Genomic DNA, 16,960 nt, shown 5'->3' on the forward strand with positions numbered 1-16,960 from the left:
CGTCTATGTCGGCGGCGCCGGCGCCCAGGCGGCCGGCAGCAGCGTCTCCGTCAACCACCTGGCGGCGGGACGAATTCCGGGTGGCGGACTGGTCGAGCAGGAGGTGCCGGTGCGCCTGGGCGACGCCAGCGGGACGCTGGACCTGTTCCTCAAGCGGTCCGACTTCGAGAACGCGCGCCGCATGGTGGCGGCCATCAACCAGGAGTTCGGTGCGCCGGTGGCGGCCGCGCTCGATGGGCGGACGGTGCAGCTCAAGCTGCCCGCCAACAGCAACGATCGTGTCACCTTCCTGGCCCGGGTGCAGGGTGTCGACGTCACCACCGAGCGCGGCCCGGCCAAGGTGATCGTCAACGCCCGCACCGGGTCCGTGGTGCTGTCGGATACCGTCACCTTGAACCGCGCTGCGGTGGCCCACGGCAACCTGTCGATCGTCATCGACTCCAATCCGCAGGTCAGCCAGCCCAACGCTCTGGCCGGCGGCGACACGACCGTGGTACCCAATGCCGATATCAGCGTGCAGCAGGAGGGCGGCGCGCTGCAGGTGGTCCAGACCAGCGCCGACCTGATGGATGTCGTCAATGCGCTGAACGCGCTGGGGGCTTCGCCCCAGGACCTGATGTCGATCCTGCAGGCATTGAAGTCCGCGGGCTCGCTCAACGCCGAACTGGATATCATCTGATGACGATGGGCAACGATCTCTCCGGCCAGTTCGCGCTCGACGTCCAGAGCGTGCAGCGGCTCAAGTACAGCGCGGCGAACTCGCCGCAGGGCAGCCTCAAGGAAGCGTCGCGCCAGTTCGAGGCGGTCTTTCTGCAAATGATGCTCAAGAGCATGCGCGATGCCAGCCCCCAGTCCGGTCTGCTGCAGAGCCATCAGATGGACATGATGCGCTCGATGCAGGACCAGCAGTGGGCCCAGCAGTTGGCGGGGAAGGGGCTGGGGCTGGCCGATCAGCTCGTGCAGCAGCTGGAGGGAAGCGGCTTGCCCGGGACGATGGCGCTGCCGGCGGCCAGCGGCAAGGAGGACGCCTCGGCCTTGATTGCCGGCATCCCGCGTGGGACGCCGCGACTGCTGCACGGTGGCCTGCGCACTCCCGGATTCGCGTCGGACGCATCCCGCCATGACATGGCGATCTCTGGAACGCCCGGCAACGGCGCGACGGACAACGATGTCGACGTCGCACCTTCGTCGGCACGCGCCGATGGCGACGATCGTCCGGCCCACGTTCGTGCCTTCCTCGAGCAGTTGGCGGGGCCCGCCCGGCGCGCCGAGCAGGCGTCGGGAGTGCCCGCCGAACTGATCCTCGCCCAGGCGGCGCTCGAGACAGGCTGGGGTCAGCGGGAAATTCCCACCGCCAACGGCGGCAACAGCCACAATCTGTTCGGTATCAAGGCCGGGCGGTCATGGCAGGGCGCCACCACGGAAATCACCACCACCGAATACGTGAATGGCCGGCCGCTCAAGATGGCCGACCGTTTCCGCGTCTACGACTCCTATACGGAGGCATTCGCCGATTACGCCAGCTTGATCGGTGACAACCCCCGTTATCGGGGCGTGGTGGCGGCGTCGTCGCCCGACCAGGCCGCACGGGCGTTGCAGCAGGGCGGTTACGCCACGGACCCGCGGTATGCCGAGAAGCTTCAGGGGATCATGGCGCAGCTGGGCGGATTGGACGCCCTCCCTGACCGCGGGCTGCTGGCCGCCGCCAGCGATGACGACAACCCCTTCGGTCCGGATACGTTACCCTCCGCGATTTTCTAGTGGCTGTTCGGGAGGCGGTGTGCAGTAACAAAACGTTGCGAAATCACCCCGGCCAAGATTCAAGAAGTGGCGGATACAGCCGATAGAAATCATAACTTTGCACGGATCCGCGCCGGACTCTCGATGGCGTTTCACGGGATAGCGATATGAGCCTGTTTTCGATTGGTCTCAGTGGGTTGAGCGCGGCACAGAACGCGCTGTCCACCACCAGCAACAACATCAGCAACGTCTACACCGATGGCTACAGCCGACAGCTGACGCTACTGGGCCAGAACGCCAGTGGCGGCGGAGCGGGCTCCGGCGTCAGCGTCGACGGCATCCAGCGCCAGTACAACGGCTATATCAGCTCCCAGCTCAACCAGGTCAACAGTCGGCAGGCGGCACTGGAGACCTACCAGAGTCAGGTCAACCAGATCGACGATCTGCTGGCGGACAGCGACTCCGGCCTGACGACGCTGATGCAGGGGTTCTTCTCCAGCGTGGAGGATCTGACCGGCTCGCCGGCGGATGCGGCGGCTCGGGAGGGCGTGCTGGGTACGTCCCGCAGCATGGCGGCGCAGTTTCGTGCCTATGACAGCTATCTCAGCGACATGCGTGAAGGCATCAACGGCCAGATCGGCGACGTGGTCACCCAGGTCAACAATCTCAGCGACCAGATTGCCGATCTCAACAAGCAGGTGACGCTGGCGCGCGCCCGCAGCGGCGAAGAGCCCAACGCCCTGCTCGATCAGCGCGACAAGCTGGTCAGCGACCTGGGCGATCTGGTCGACGTCAACGTTCAGGTGCAGGACGGATCCACTTATCAGGTATCGCTCTCCAACGGCATGCCGCTGGTCGCCGGCAACAAGTCCTTCGATCTGGTGGCGGTGAAGAGCAGCGAAGACCCTTCCTCCGTCACCATCGCGTATGAAGATGGCGCCGGAGCGCGCTCTCCGCTCAAGGAATCCGTGATCAAGGGGGGCGAACTGGGCGGGCTGCTGAGCTTCCGCAGTGAAACCCTCGATAGCACGCAGAACCAGCTCGGCCAGTTGGCGGTGACGCTGGCGCAGAGCTTCAATGCCCAGCACGAGGCCGGCGTGGATCTAGACGGCAATGCCGGCGAAGCGTTCTTCGCCATCGGCAGCCCGACCGTCGTCAGCGATGCCACCAATGCGGGCAGTGGAGCCCTGGCTGCCGAGTACGGCGATGTCGGCGAGCTGACGGCGGACGATTATCGACTCACCTACCAGGCTGACGGCAGCTACTCGGTGGAGAATCTCGGCAGTGGCAAGACCAGCTCGGTATCGCTGGCGGCGGATGGCACGTTATCCGTCGGCGGCGTGACCCTGACGCCGAGCGGCACGCCGGCAGAAGGCGACGTCTTCATGCTGCAGCCGACGCGTAACGCTGCCGCGGCGTTCGATGTCGCGGTGAGCGATACCGACAAGATCGCCGCCGCGGATGCCGACAGCGGCGGCAGCGGCGATAACCGAAATGCGTTGGCGCTGCTGGACCTGCAAAACCAGAGGCTGGTCGGGGGAAGCAAGACCTTCAGTGGCGGGTACGCCTCGCTGGTCAGCGATGTCGGTAATCGGGCCGCGATCACCCAGGCCAATCTCACCACGCAAACGGGGTTGAGCGACCAGCTCTTCGCCTACCAGCAGGCCGACTCCGGCGTGAACCTGGATGAGGAGTACGCCAACCTGCTGCAGTACCAGCAGTACTACTCGGCGAACGCCAAGATCATCGAGGCGGGCTCGACCATCCTGGATACGATCCTGGGGCTGCGTGCCTGAGCCAGCGACGAGCCGGTAGCATAGCTCGCGTCGTTATTGAATAATCATTGAGTGCGCCGAGTCGAGGCGCACTCCGAGGAGAGAGCCGTGCGTGTCAGCACCGTGATGATGTTCGAGCGCAGTGTCAGCTCGATGAACCGCCAGCAGAGCGCCTTCATGCAGGTGGGCGAACAGATCGCCTCCGGCAAGCGTGTGGTGCGTCCCTCCGACGACCCCCAGGCCGCCTCGCGCGCGGTCGGCGTGTCGCAGTCGCTGGCGTCCAACGCCCAGCAGAGCGACAGCCGGATCACGGCGCGCAACTCGCTGAGCCAGGAGGAGAGCGTCCTCAACAGCGTCTCCGACTCGCTTACCCGTGCCAAGGAGCTCATGATCCAGGCCGGCAACGGTACCCTGAGCGACGCGGATCGCCAGTCGATGGGGACGGAGCTGCGCGGCGTCTACGAAGCGCTTCTCGGCCAGGCCAACTCGGCCGACGGTAACGGCAGCTATCTGTTCGGCGGTTACCAGGACGGTGCCGAGCCCTTCGTCAAGGACGCTGCCGGCGCGGTGCAGTACGCCGGCTCCGATCAGGTTCGCCAGCAGAAAGTGGACTCCTCGCGCCTGATGGAAGTGGGCAATACCGGTCGTGACGTGTTCCAGACCGTGGCGGGAGGCGCCGGCTACGTCGCCAGGGCCGGCGCCGACAATGCCGGCACGTTGACGTTCACCGGCCCGCAAGTCGTCGATACCACGGCCTCGGGGTATGGGGACGACTACGCCATCTCGTTCGCCGCGAACGGGGATGGTACTTTCGACTACACCATCAGCGGGCCGGATGGCGATACCACCGGCAATTACGACGGCACCAGCGCCACCCTGGAGTTCGGCGGGGTGCGCCTCACCCTGGAGGGCACGCCGGAAGATGGCGATGCGCTGGACGTCGGCACCGCCAGGAACATGAATCCGGATGTATTCGCCACGCTGGAGAACATGCTCTCGGCGCTGGAGAACCCGCTCGATTCCGACGCCGACAAGGCGGCCTTCGCCAATACGCTGTCGACTTCCAGCCGGGAGATGGACAACGCGCTGGATAACGTGCTGACCGTTCGGGCTTCCGTCGGTGCTCGCCTCAACGAGCTGGATACCCTCGACACCGTGGGCAGCGATCGCAAGATCAGCTACACCCAGACCCAGAGCGACCTGATCGATCTCGACTACACCACCGCGATCTCCGATTACGTGCTGCGCCAGGTGGGTCTGCAGGCGGCGCAGAAGGCCTTCGTCGATCTGCAGGGAACGTCGTTGTTCGAGATGATGTGACCGCACTGGTGCTCCGGCGGGCAGCCGGATAGCGGTCGAAGGCGGGCGCGGCGGGACGACGGCACGAAGAAGGGCGCATCCAGATGGTGCGCCCTTGTCGTTGGTGTCGTCCGACGATGGCATCGTGCCCGTGGAAGAGGTGGCTTTCGGGCCGACCCCGTCGCTCGTCTCAGGGAGCGCCACCCATCTGTTCGATCATGCCTTGCATGAAGCGCAACTGCTGAGTGAACAGATCGTTCCAGAACCCGCCCAGATCCGGCATGAGTGCGGTGATGAGCACCAGGCCGGCGGTCAGCGTCATCGGGAAACCCACCGAAAAGACCGACAGCTGCGGAGAGGCCCGGTTGAGAATGCCCAGAGACAGGTTGATCAGCAGCAGCGCGGTGACGATGGGGATGGCCATCAGCAGGCCCGAGGAGAATATGGTGCCTCCCCAGCGGGCCAGCGTCTCGGCAAAGCTGGCGTCGATCGAGGTGGCGCCGATGGGCAGCTCCTCGAAGGTCCAGGCGAGGATTTCGATGGTGATCAAGTGCCCGTTCATCGCCAGGAACATCAGTAGCGTCAGCAACTCCAGCATGCGCGACAACACCATGGTGTTGGTTCCGGCATCCGGCTGATAGAAAGTCGCAAACGCGAGGCCCATCTGCATGCTGATGAATTCGCCGGCGGTCTGCACCACGGCGATCATGATTCGCAGCACCAGCCCCATGGCGACGCCGATCAGGATCTGCTGCAGCATGATGCCGAAGCTTTCCAGCGAGAAGAGAGGAATCGCCGGCATCGGTGGTAAGGAAGGGGCGATGGCGATGGCGATGCCGGCGCCGAACAGCGCCTTGACCGGTGTCGGTACGCTGGGCAGGCTCCACAGCGGCGAGGCCATGAAGAAAGCGAGAATGCGAACGGTGGGCCAGAAGAACAGCTGCAGCCAGCCCAGCCATTGGTCTGAGGTGATGTCGATCATCGCCGGCGACGGGGCCTCAACTGACCATCTGGGGAATGTTCTGCAGCAGTTCCCGGGTGAAGTTGACCAGCAACTGGATGATCCAGGCGCCGGAGACGATCAGCATGGCGAAGACGCCGAGGATCTTGGGGATGAAGGAGAGGGTCATCTCGTTGATCTGCGTCGCGGCCTGAAACAGGCTCACCAGCAGGCCGATCAGCAGCGCGGTCAACAGCAGCGGCGCGGCCATCATCAAGGTCACCTTCATGCCCTGATAGGCAAGGCTCATTACCATCTCGGGAGACATTGCTCACCTCCGTACGGTCGTACGACGCTCCATGACGACGCGATTCATGTCAGGAGTCATGAAAAATAGAAGCTCTGGGTCAGCGAACCGATCAGGAGTTGCCAGCCGTCGACCAGCACGAACAGCATCAGCTTGAACGGCAGCGAGATCGTGGCGGGCGGCACCATCATCATCCCCAGCGCCATCAGCACGCTGGCCACGACGAGGTCGATGATCAGGAACGGGATGAAGATCGTGAAGCCGATCTGGAACGCCGTCTTCAGTTCGCTGGTGACGTACGCCGGCACCAGTATCCGCATCGGCACGTCTTCCGGACCCTGCATCTCGCCGATATCGGCGATACGGGCGAACATCGCCAGGTCGGCCTCCCGGGTCTGCGCGAACATGAACTCGCGGAAAGGCTGGCTACCCCGGTCCAGCGCCTCCTCCAGTGAAATCTGCTCGGCCGAGAACGGCTGCCAGGCCTCGTCGTAGACACGATCCAGCACCGGTGACATGACGAAGAAGGTGAGAAACAGCGCGAGCCCCAGCAGGACCTGGGTCGGCGGCGCCGATGGCGTGCTCATGGCCGTGCGCAGCAGCCCGAGGACGATGATGATTCGCGTGAAGCAGGTCATCATCAACAGCATCGCCGGCAGGAAGGCGAGCGACGACAAGAACAGCAAAGTCTGCAGGCTCAACGACCAGCGCTGGCCGCCATCGGGCAGCGGCTCGCTGATGATGCCGGGCAGGGCCTGGGCCACCGCCCAATGGCTGGCCGTCATCGTCAGCAGGGCCACCAGCAAAGCGACGACGTGGCGCGGCCTGGGTCGGAGTGCAATCGCCACTAGCTGCGGTCCCGCCCGTTCTGTCGACCCCGGGCCGCGCCACGCGCGTTCTGCTTCAGCGCCTGTGCAAAGCGGCTGGCGAAGGAACCGGCGAGCGGGGGCCCCGGAGGCGCCGCGTCGGGTGTCGCCGGTGGCTCGAGCGTGTCCAGTCGGGTCCCCTGTCCGCCACCGACACCCAGCACCAGCCAGCGATCCGCGACTTCGACGATCACCACGCGTTCGCGCTGTCCCACCGGCGTGCTGGCGACGACGCGAAGATGTTGCGTGCCTGCTCGCCGATTGGGTCCGATGCGCTTGAGCAGCCAGGCGCAGGCCAGGATGATCGCGACGACCACGAGCAGGGAGGCCGCGGTCTTGCCCATCATCAGCAGACCGATGCTGTCGCCGCCGCCGGCCTGGGAGGCCTGCCGTAGGGTATCTTCGTTCATCGGTTCAATTTCTGGACGCGCTCTGACGGCGTGATGATTTCAGTGATACGAATGCCGTATTTGTCATCCACGACCACTACCTCGCCCTGGGCGATGAGGTAGCCGTTGATCAGGATGTCCATGGGCTCGCCGGCGAGGCCGTCCAGCTCCACCACCGAGCCCTGGGCGAGCTCCAGCAGCTGCTTGATGGTGATGCGCGTTCTGCCCAGCTCCACCGACAGCTTGACCGGAATGTCCATGACCACGCCCAGGTCGCGGGGCTGGCGAGTGTCGTTCTCCCCCTGGTCGAAGGATTGGAACACCCCGTGATCCGAACTCGGCGCCGCGGCTTTCGCTTTCGCGTCGACATCGGGCGCCTGGGCGGATTCCGTCTCGTCGGCCCGTGTCTCGACGGTCTGTGTCTCGACGGATCCGGCCTCGTCGGTCTCGGGCTCCACGCCCTGTTCCGCCATCGCCGCGGCCCACAGGTCCTCGGCTTCCTGCTGGCTGTCTTCAGCCGCCTCGGAGGATCCCTTCTGGGATCCCGGTTTTTGATCGTCACTCATTGTCGAAGTCCTTCATGGCGGAGTACGTACCATGGTCGATGAGATGTTTCACCCGCAGCGCGCGCTGGCCTTGCCGGCTCCCGTACTCGCAGGTCATGACCGGCACGCCGTCGACTCGCACGTCGATGGCTTTGGGAAGTTCGATGGGAAGAACGTCCCCGACCTCCAGCGACAGCACATCGCCGATGGTCGAGGGGATCTTGACGAAATCGGCGATCAGTTCGACCTGGGTCTGCTTGATTTCGCCGGCCATGCGCGACTCCCACTGGGTGTCGTCGCTGTCGAGCGCACCGATCGGACTGGAGAGAATGTCCCGGATCGGTTCGATCATCGAAAACGGTATGCAGATGTTGAAGTCGCTGGCCAGATTGCCGACTTCGAGATGAAAGGTGCTGTTGACGACGATCTCGTTCGGCGAATTGGTGATGTTGGCAAAGCGGACCTGCATCTCCGAGCGCATGTAGTCGATCTCCAGGGGGTAGATCGATTTCCAGGCGTCGCTGTAGCCCTCCAGCGCCAACGACATCAGGCGCTGGATGATGCGCTGCTCGGTGGCGGTGAACTCGCGGCCGTCGGATTTGGTCAGAAACCGTCCGTCGCCGCCGAACAGGTTGTCCACCACCATGAACACCAGCCCCGGGGGAAACACCAGCAGTGCCGTACCCTTGAGTGGCTTGAGGCTGATCAGGTTGAGGTTGGTCGGCACCGGCAGGTTGCGCGCGAACTCGCTGTAGCTCTGGTAGCGCACGCCGGATACCGTGATATCGGCACTGCGCCGGATCAGGTTGAACAGCGCAACCCGAAACAGACGCGCGAAGCGTTCGTTGATGATGTCCAGCGCCTGCAGGCGTTCGCGAACGACCCGGTGCTGATTTGCCGGATCGAACGGGCGGGTGCGACGTCCGCCTTTCGGTTCGTCGGCGGGTTTGTCGTCATCGCCGCTGACGCCGTTGAGGAGGGCATCGATCTCTTCCTGCGATAACAGGTCGTCTTGGGACATGGTTGGCCTGGCGTCCGCTTACTGCACGATGAAATCGGAGAACAGCACGTCACTGATGGCTAACGTGGGCTGCGGCGTGGTGATCGGCTCGTCGAACAGGCCGAGAATCTGCTGCTTCAACTTGATCTTGCCCTCGGGCTTGATCAGCTCCTCCGCGCTCTTGCCGGAGAGGAGCATCAGCAACCGGCTGCGAACTTCCGGCATGTGCTGGGTCAGGAAATCGCTGGTCTCGTCGTCGTTGACGCGTAGCGACAACCCCACGTAGAGCAGCCGATCTCCGTAATCGCTCTGCAGGTTGACCGTGAAAGGCTGAATGGTCACGAATATCGGCACGGGCGGTTCGGCCGGCTGCTCCTCGACGACATCGGTCGACTCGTTGCCGTCACGGGCATCGAGGAAGAAGTACACGGCGATCGAACTCGCGATCGCCAGCAGGACGATCAACAGGCCCACGAGAAGTAGGGATCGACTTTTACGGGGTGCGGCCATTGCTTCTGCCATTACGGGTCATCTCTGGAAGTTGCAGCGGATTATGCGGTGGCGGGGGGCCTGGCGATCGACGGAAAAGACGCCTTCCGGTCGGCCAACTTCCCCTTTCGTGCCCGAGTGGCGCAGGGCGGGGAGTTGGCCGCCGACGCACCGCACGGCGTAGTGCCACGACTGGCACCGGCCAGTCGCCACCCGTGTTATCGGCAGCGTCGGTCAGGCGTAAAGGTTGATATTGCCATTGTCGGTCAGCGTCAGGTTCCGCACCGCGACGTCGTCGACCGGATCGATACCCGACGCCGTCAACAGCGAGCCGGCGGCGCCGGCTCCGCGGTGCGGGCGGTCGTCGCCGGAAGACTGGCCCTGCTGGAAGTGGCCCTGGTCGCTCACCATCGCCTCGCCCAGCGCGATGCCGCTGTCGGCCAGAGCCTGGCGAAGCTGGGGAATCGCCGCTTCGACCGCGGCGCGAACCGGGGCGTGTGCTGACAGAATCTGAAGCTGTGCCTGCTGGTCCTGGACCGTCAGGGAGACGCTCAACGGGCCCAGTTCCTGGGGATGGAGGCGGAGCGACATCTGCTGGTCGCCGCGCTGGTGCATCTGCAGTACCTGCTGGCCGAAAGAGGCGGGCCACTGGGGGGACTGCACGGGGGCGTTGACGAAGCCTGGCGTTGCCGCACTCGCCGTCGCGGGGCTCGCGGCGCTGGAGGGGGCGGCGGTGGCGTTCGTCAACGCGCCGATGTCCGAGCGGGGAGTCGGGGCGGGACCGGCATCCTGGGCGCTTCGCTCGGGCAGGCCGATCGATGCGGCATCGCCAATCTGGCTGGCCGTGGTCACGGCTGCGTTATCCGGCGTGCCGGGGGTGACGGGCATCTGGCCGTTGGTGGCGGTCATGCCGGGATTTGCCCCTGGCATGGCGCCGTCACTGCGTCGACTATCGATGGCTGACAGCAAGCCACCGAAGCCCGGTTGACCACTGGATGCCTTGGGGCGGTCCGAGGCGTCGCCCTGATCACCTTCGGTGGCTGGTGCACCGATCGCGGCGGCGTCACCGGCCGTCGGTGCGGTGGCGGTGACCTTGAGAGCCAGCTGCGCCGGTACCGGCTGTCCGCCTCTAGGCAAGGTTGCGGTGCCAGCACCGCCCGCGACGGAGGGGGTCAGCGGCTGCGACGCCATGGCCAGCGACAAGCCGGCCACCATGGCCGCAAGCGCTTCGCCATCGGGCGAGCCCGAACCGTCATCGACGTCCTTGGTGCCTGACGACGGGTCGCCGGCAGCGGGCGAAAGGCTGGACAGAATGGCGCGGAGCCGGGACATGTCTCCTTCGTCGAGCGGCTGCAGGACGGGTGCGGTAGCCGCGGCGGAATCCCCCGCGCCGGCTGCCGCGCTTTCGTCGGCTGGTCGCTGTCCCGCGCCGTTGGCGACTTCATCCGCGGGGCGTCGGTTGGACTCCGAATCCGACGCCTTGGCGGCGGATGCGCCTTCCTGTGCAGCTGGCCGCGGTGATTTTTCGGCCGCCACGCGCCGCAGGGAATCGGCGAAGGGGGCGCTCTCGCTGGACGCCTTGCCTTTGGCACTGGCGCTGCGGTCCGAGGACGGCGTCACGGCGGTGATTGAAGAAAGTTCCATGGGCAGGCCATCGGTTTCGTGGTCGGGTGACGCTTCGGATCAAAGCCTCGAGCCGGTGCGTCGAATCTCTACTTCAGCCTTGCTGTGAATGCCGGTCTCGCTGCCGACGGAGCAGCTGTGCGGCCATCTCGTCGCTGTGACGCTGCTCCTGACGAGCGTTGCGATACGCGGCGTCGCGCTCCCCTCTGGCATGCAGGGTCTCGTAGGCGTTGAGCTTCCGGCGTTCTCCCTGCCAATGCTCTCTGCCGCTGTCGACTCGCGTCTGATGCTCCCCGAGCCGCCGCTGCTGCTGTTCGATCGCCTTGTCGAGGGAGCCGATGAACTGCTGGTAGTCGCGCCATTGGCTGGAGGAAACGCCTTGGGTCAGGCTGTCGTGAAGCTTGCGCTGATACTCGTCTCGATAGCGCTGGAGCTGTCCCAGCTGTGTCTGGGCTTCCTGTTGTTGACGCTGCAGCCGGCCGAGATTCTCCACGGCCTTTTCGCTGCTGCGCTGTGCCAGGTCTCGAAGCATCTCCATGGCTTGCATGTTGGCCAAAGCGTTACCTCCTATCCAACCATCCGTCGACGTGGCGACGGGAGAATTCAACGGTTCCCATTGTGACGGTGCCGACACCACACTAAAGGTTCGATAAGCGGCAAAAAAAGCCACTATTCCCGATCGCGGTCAGTGAGGAAGGGGGCGTTGAAACGGCACGCCTGGATGACGGGTCAATCGTCGATCGGAATGAGCCGGTCGAGTTCCGCTCGGGTGTGTTCGATGCCGGCCGTCTCATTCATCCGCTGCTGCAGGAAGGTCTCCAGCCGGGGATAGAGAGCGACGGCGCGGTCGAGCTGGGGATCCTGGCCGCTGACATAGGCGCCGACATTGATCAGGTCGCGATTGCGCTGATAGCGGGAGATCATCTGCTTGAATCCCTGGGCCTGACGCAGGCGCCTGGTGTCGACCACGGCGGGCATGGCGCGGCTGATCGAGGCTTCGATGTCGATCGCGGGATAGTGGCCGCTCTCCGCCAGCTGGCGTGACAGCACGATATGGCCGTCGAGGATGGCGCGAGCCGAATCGGCGATCGGATCCTGTTGATCGTCGCCTTCCGTCAGGACGGTATAGAACGCGGTGATCGAGCCACCGCCGCGCTTGCCGTTGCCGGCTCGCTCGACCAGCGCCGGCAGCTTGGCGAACACCGACGGCGGATAGCCCTTGGTGGCCGGCGGCTCGCCGATCGCCAGGGCGATCTCGCGGGCGGCCATGGCGTAGCGGGTCAGCGAGTCCATGATCAGTAGCACGTTGCGCCCCTGGTCGCGGAAGTCCTCGGCCAGGCGGGTGGCATAGGCGGCGCCCTGCATGCGCTGCAGCGGCGAGGTGTCGGCCGGGGCCGCTACCACCACGGCGCGGGCCAGTCCCTCCTCGCCGAGGATGTTCTCGATGAAATCCTGGACCTCGCGTCCGCGTTCGCCGATCAAGCCGACGACGATGACATCGGCGTCGGTGTATCGGGCCATCATGCCCAGCAGAACGCTCTTGCCGACCCCCGAGCCGGCGAACAGCCCCATGCGCTGGCCACGACCCACGGTCAGCAGGCCGTTGATGGCGCGAATGCCCACGTCGATGGTGGTATCGATGGGAGCTCGTGCCAGCGGGTTGATGGGGGGTGTCTCGAGCGGGGCATGTGGCGCCTGCTCCAGGGGGCCGTGGTCGTCGAGAGGACGGCCATTGCCATCGACGATGCGCCCCAGCAGGCCATCGCCCAGGGGAAAGCGTCTTGCGCTGGCGACGTCGAGGCGGTTGCCGCTGAGCGCCAGCACGCGGGCCCCGGGGAGAAGGCCGCTGGTATCGGCCAGCGGCATGAGGAACAGCTTGTCTCCGGCGAACCCGACGACCTCGGCCTCGGCGAAGCGTTCGTCGTCGCCACTGCCATTGCCGGCCGAGAGTTCGATCAGGCAGGCGCTGCCCAGGGGCAGGCGGATGCCGATGGCTTCCAGTACCAGCCCGGTGGCGCGGGTCACTCGGCCTTCATGGCGATAGTGGGAGAGCGACTCGACCCGCTGGGTGACCTTGTCCAGCGCGAGGCGCCAGCGTTGATGGTGCGAAGCCATCTCCGGCGCCTGAGGCGAACGTGCGGCATCACCCATCGAGGGCCTCTTCGTCGCCGTCTTCCTGCTCTGCGGGGGGCGCTGCATCGGTGTGGGGCGAAGCGGCCCTCGAGCGCCTGCGTTGATCGAGAATGGCCTTCCACTGTGTGCTCAGGCTCGCATCCAGGCCTCCGCCGGCGCTGGTGGCGCGGCATCCGCCGCGTTCCAGCGTCGGATCGGCATGGCACTCCCAGCCGCTGGCCTCGAGGGTGTCACTCATCGTCGAGCTCACCAGCTCGAGATCCTGAGGATTCAACCAGAGCCTGGGTTTGCCGCTCAGCGTGGTGTCGGCATCGAGCAGCTCGCGGACCACGCTGAGGATGTGCTCCGGCTTGGCGGCCAGTGACTCGCCGGCCAGTTGGCGACCGGCGATCAACGCCAGTTCGACCAGTTGGTCCCCGATCTCGGCGTCCAGCGAAGCCAGCGCCAGCCGGAAATTTTCCGCCAGCCCGGCGAGGGGGGTGAGCGTCATCTCCATCCGCTTGTGAAATTCCAGCTCGGCGGCGGCGTTGCCCTCCTTGACACCTTCGCTGTAGCCGGCGTGATATCCCTGCTGGTGGCCCTCGCGGTATCCCTGCTCGAGCCCTTCGCGTCGGGCTTTTTCGACGATGCTCTGACGAGCCCTGGCCTCGGCGTCCTGCTGTTGGCGACGCCGGCGGGTTTCGGTATGGGTGGCGGGGGCGTCGGAAGAGGGCGGATGGCCCAGGTCTCCCATCTGCCAGCGGTGCCACTCGCCATGGTCGCCGGATGCAGGACGATCGCCGCGATCAGACGTAGCCATCGTCGCCACCGCTCAGGGCGATTTCGCCGGAGTCCGCCAGTCGCCGCACCACGCCCAGGATCGCCTTCTGTTCGTTTTCCACCTGGGACAGGCGTACCGGCCCGCGGTTTTCCATGTCCTCGCGCATCAGCTGTGCCGCGCGCTGGGACATGTTGCGCGTGAACTTGTCGATCAGCGCTTCTTCCGCGCCCCGCAGCGCGATGACCAGAGAGTTGGTCTCGATTTCCCGCAGGACCAGCTGGATGCCGCGATCGTCGATGTCCAGCAGATTCTCGAACAGGAACATCTCGTCGATGATGCGCTGTGCGAGGTCCTCGCTGTGGGCGCGAACCACGTCGATGACCTGCTCCTCCTGTGCGGAGTTCATGAGGTTGAGAATCTCGGCGGCGGTTCTCACGCCGCCCATCTTGCTGCGTTTGAGATTGGTGCCGTCCAGCATCGAGGTGAGCACCTCGGTAAGCTCCTGAAGGGCCGCCGGCTGCACGCCGCTGAACGTGGCGATGCGCAGCATGACGTCGTCGCGCTGTTTCTCGTCGAACAGCTCCAGGATGTCGGCGGCCTGGCCGCGCTCCAGGTGTACCAGGATGGTGGCGATGATCTGCGGGTGCTCGTCGCGAATCATTTCCGCGACCATCGAGGCTTCCATCAGATTCAGGGAGTCGATGCCCGACGCCGTATTGCTGGTCTCGAGGATGTCCTCGATCAGGCTGCTGGCGCGCTCGCTGCCCAGCGCCTTGGTCAGCACCGCACGGATATGATCGTTGGAGTGCAGGTTGATGGCGGTGAACTGCTCGGCCTCGTCGTGGAAGTCACGCAGAACGGCCGCCATCTCCTCGTGGGAGACCTGCCCCAGCTTGGCCATTTCCTGACTGATCTCCTGCACCTCGCGACTCGAGAGGTACTTGAAGACCTCGGCAGCGCTGTCCTCATCCAATGAGAGCAGCAGGATGGCGCCGCGCCGGGCGCCGGTCATTGGCGTCGTCATGATTTGTCCATCCAGCTTCTGACGACCATGGCGACCAGGCGGGGATCTTCCTGGGCGATCTCACGGACGTCCTTGAGATCCTGCTCGTAATTCGAGGCGCCGCGCCGGTTTCGCTCACGTCCACGCTGCGCGCCACCGGCGCGATTCGCGTTGTCGGCGCCACCGCTGCCGCCGACAGCCTGATAGCTTGCCGCGGCCGCCGCCGCGTCGGCGGCGGGCATCGGGGAGGCCGCCGGCAGCGGGGCCGATTCGCGGGTCTGGCGACGCATCAACGGCTTGACCAGCTTGAACCACAGGAACAGGGCGACCAGAACCACGACCAGATATTTCAGTATGCTCTTGGCGAGGCTCCAGACTTCGGGTGTCTGCCACCACGGCGGCGTCTCGAACTCCGGCGCATTGGCCTGGAACGGGCTGTTGACGACCTCGAGGGCATCGCCGCGCGCCTCCGAGAACCCCATCGCCTGACGCACGAGGCCTCGGATCTGGTCCATCTCCGTATCGCTCAGGGCGACGCGGGTCGGGTTGCCTGCATCGTCGACCCCGTCGCGATAGTTGACCACGACGGCGACGGAGAGGCGGTCGATATCGCCACTGTGCTGCTTGACGTGTTCGACGGTGCGGTCCACTTCGTAGTTGATCGTGCTGTCACGATGCACCTGGCCGATGTCGGTATTGCTCGCGGTCTGGGTGTCCGTACCCTGCGCGTCCGTCGCCTGACCGTCGGCCTGGTTGCCGTTGTCGTTGGCGGCGTTCTGGTCCTGGGGCGGCGCCTGGGTCGCCGGAGCGTTGATCGGCGAAGCGGCGGTGCCCGGCGGCTGGTTGCTCAGGGCGCCGGGGACGCCCATGGCGAGGTCGCTGTTGCTCTGGAACGACGAGCTCTTCTGCTCGCTGCGGACCGCTGCTGCATCCGGTGACTGATTGGGGCCGTAACGTTCCGCCGTCTGCTCCCGCTGGGAGAAGTCGACCTGGGCCGTGACCTGCGCACGCACGTTGCGCGCCCCGACGATGGGCGCGAGGATCGCCTCGATGCGGTCGGCATACTGGGTCTCGAGGTTGCTGACGTAGTCGAGCTGGCTGCCGTCGAGCTGGTTGGTGTTGCCGGCGGGTCGGCTCAGCAGATCCCCGTTCTGGTCGATGACGGTGACGTCGTCCACGGACAGTTGGGGCACGCTGCTGGAGACCATGTGCACGATGGCGTTGACCTGGCCCTCGCCCAACACCCGTCCCGGTTGCAGATCGAGGACGACGGAGGCGGAAGCGGGCTGGCTTTCGCGGACGAACACCGACGGCTTGGCCATGGCGAGATGGACGCGAGCCCGTGCGACGCTGCCCAGGGTGCCGATGGTGCGGGCCAGTTCGCCCTCCAGCGCGCGCTGGTAGTTGACCTGCTCGGCGAACTGGCTGATGCCGAATGCCTGGTCATCCATCAGCTCGAAGCCGACGCCGCTGGCTTCGGGCAGGCCTTGTTCGGCCAGCTTGAGACGCACGGGTCTCACCTGATCGGCGGGCACCAGCAGCGCTTGACCGCCTTCGCTGAACTGGTAGGGGATGCCCATGGCGTCGAGCTGGGTGATGATGCGGCCGCCGTCGGCATCGGTCAGGGTGGAGTAGAGGACGCGGTATTCCGGCGCGCGAGCCCACATCAGCAGCGCGATCACGACAGCGACGGCGGCGGCGCCGGCCACGATGAGCGGAACACGCGGGCTGCCCTGCAGCTTGTTCAACCAGTCGCGTCCGCCAGCGGCTGTCTCCGACGCGGTTTGCCGGGTCGATTGCCGTGCGGAAGGATTACCTGAACCTGGAGTGTCGTTGGGCGACGTGGCCGTGCTCATGTCGTGCTCCGATCATGGCACGTGGTGCAACTCGACAACATAGCAGTAGTCTGCTCCCTGCAACGCGTCTGCTCATCCGTACCTCGACACGCTCGGAATACCGTTCCGACGCGGCGCTGGCCGGGGCGTTAGTTTGATGGCAGCCATTATGTGTCGGTCTGTTAACGCTGAAGGTAGGAAAAGCCGGTGTTTTCACACGCATTTACCGCAATGGTCGTTGTCGTGCTGTTGGTAG

Annotated in this window: 17 protein-coding genes; 4 read left to right on the plus strand and 13 right to left on the minus strand. The window is 65.3% G+C overall.

Translation table 11 applies throughout. The features are described 5' to 3' along the window. The 4 genes from Q0602_RS12175 to flgL all read left to right on the plus strand — a co-directional run. Positions 1-679 (plus strand): flagellar basal body P-ring protein FlgI (locus Q0602_RS12175; RefSeq protein WP_298843570.1); only part of this gene is annotated, 679 nt, incomplete at its 5' end. Continuing rightward, positions 679-1,761: a flagellar assembly peptidoglycan hydrolase FlgJ gene (gene flgJ, locus Q0602_RS12180; protein ID WP_298843573.1), complete on the plus strand. Its 1,083-nt coding sequence runs from the start codon at positions 679-681 to the stop codon at positions 1,759-1,761. The genes Q0602_RS12175 and flgJ, both read left to right, overlap by 1 nt. Positions 1,762-1,907: 146 nt before the next feature. Then, on the plus strand, positions 1,908-3,536 hold the full coding sequence (flgK, locus tag Q0602_RS12185) for a flagellar hook-associated protein FlgK (protein ID WP_298843576.1): 1,629 nt from the start codon (positions 1,908-1,910) through the stop codon (positions 3,534-3,536). An 87-nt stretch (positions 3,537-3,623) separates the two neighbouring features. After that, positions 3,624-4,835 (plus strand): flagellar hook-associated protein FlgL, encoded by a 1,212-nt coding sequence (gene flgL / locus Q0602_RS12190; RefSeq protein WP_298843583.1) that lies wholly within the window; start codon positions 3,624-3,626, stop codon positions 4,833-4,835. A gap of 169 nt (positions 4,836-5,004) precedes the next feature. On the opposite strand, the gene fliR is transcribed toward flgL, so the two are convergent. From fliR to fliF, 13 genes are all read right to left on the minus strand, one after another. After that, entirely contained in the window at positions 5,005-5,796 is a 792-nt protein-coding gene (fliR, locus tag Q0602_RS12195; RefSeq protein WP_298843586.1) for a flagellar biosynthetic protein FliR, read from the minus strand. A gap of 16 nt (positions 5,797-5,812) precedes the next feature. Beyond that, positions 5,813-6,082, minus strand: coding sequence for a flagellar biosynthesis protein FliQ (gene fliQ / locus Q0602_RS12200; RefSeq protein WP_110599955.1), 270 nt, complete (start codon positions 6,080-6,082; stop codon positions 5,813-5,815). A 56-nt stretch (positions 6,083-6,138) separates the two neighbouring features. Further along, positions 6,139-6,846 (minus strand): flagellar type III secretion system pore protein FliP, encoded by a 708-nt coding sequence (gene fliP / locus Q0602_RS12205; protein ID WP_295040173.1) that lies wholly within the window; start codon positions 6,844-6,846, stop codon positions 6,139-6,141. 62 nt (positions 6,847-6,908) lie between these two features. Then, a complete protein-coding gene (gene fliO, locus Q0602_RS12210; protein WP_298843590.1) occupies positions 6,909-7,337 on the minus strand; it encodes a flagellar biosynthetic protein FliO in 429 nt (142 codons plus the stop codon). Next, positions 7,334-7,882: a flagellar motor switch protein FliN gene (fliN, locus tag Q0602_RS12215; protein WP_298843593.1), complete on the minus strand. Its 549-nt coding sequence runs from the start codon at positions 7,880-7,882 to the stop codon at positions 7,334-7,336. The genes fliO and fliN overlap by 4 nt, the downstream gene beginning before the upstream one ends. Then, positions 7,875-8,882 (minus strand): flagellar motor switch protein FliM, encoded by a 1,008-nt coding sequence (fliM, locus tag Q0602_RS12220; RefSeq protein WP_295040160.1) that lies wholly within the window; start codon positions 8,880-8,882, stop codon positions 7,875-7,877. Before fliM ends, fliN begins: the two co-directional genes overlap by 8 nt. 18 nt (positions 8,883-8,900) lie before the next feature. Beyond that, on the minus strand, positions 8,901-9,383 hold the full coding sequence (gene fliL, locus Q0602_RS12225; RefSeq protein ID WP_367276966.1) for a flagellar basal body-associated protein FliL: 483 nt from the start codon (positions 9,381-9,383) through the stop codon (positions 8,901-8,903). Positions 9,384-9,584: 201 nt separating this feature from the next. Further along, entirely contained in the window at positions 9,585-10,994 is a 1,410-nt protein-coding gene (locus Q0602_RS12230; RefSeq protein ID WP_298843598.1) for a flagellar hook-length control protein FliK, read from the minus strand. Positions 10,995-11,067: 73 nt separating this feature from the next. Beyond that, positions 11,068-11,520 carry a flagellar export protein FliJ gene (fliJ, locus tag Q0602_RS12235; RefSeq protein ID WP_295040171.1) on the minus strand — a complete coding sequence of 151 codons (453 nt, stop codon included), beginning with the start codon at positions 11,518-11,520 and terminating at the stop codon, positions 11,068-11,070. A 182-nt stretch (positions 11,521-11,702) separates the two neighbouring features. Next, positions 11,703-13,124, minus strand: coding sequence for a flagellar protein export ATPase FliI (gene fliI, locus Q0602_RS12240; RefSeq protein WP_298843601.1), 1,422 nt, complete (start codon positions 13,122-13,124; stop codon positions 11,703-11,705). Continuing rightward, positions 13,117-13,905 (minus strand): flagellar assembly protein FliH, encoded by a 789-nt coding sequence (locus Q0602_RS12245; protein ID WP_298843604.1) that lies wholly within the window; start codon positions 13,903-13,905, stop codon positions 13,117-13,119. Before Q0602_RS12245 ends, fliI begins: the two co-directional genes overlap by 8 nt. Then, entirely contained in the window at positions 13,892-14,890 is a 999-nt protein-coding gene (gene fliG / locus Q0602_RS12250; protein ID WP_295040169.1) for a flagellar motor switch protein FliG, read from the minus strand. Before fliG ends, Q0602_RS12245 begins: the two co-directional genes overlap by 14 nt. Next, the gene (fliF, locus tag Q0602_RS12255) at positions 14,887-16,725 is read right to left on the minus strand and encodes a flagellar basal-body MS-ring/collar protein FliF (RefSeq protein ID WP_298843608.1); all 1,839 of its coding nucleotides are present in this window, start codon (positions 16,723-16,725) and stop codon (positions 14,887-14,889) included. The genes fliG and fliF overlap by 4 nt, the downstream gene beginning before the upstream one ends. Positions 16,726-16,960 lie beyond the last annotated feature (235 nt).

This window comes from uncultured Salinicola sp. (assembly GCF_937921195.1).
Classification (GTDB): Bacteria; Pseudomonadota; Gammaproteobacteria; order Pseudomonadales; family Halomonadaceae; genus Salinicola.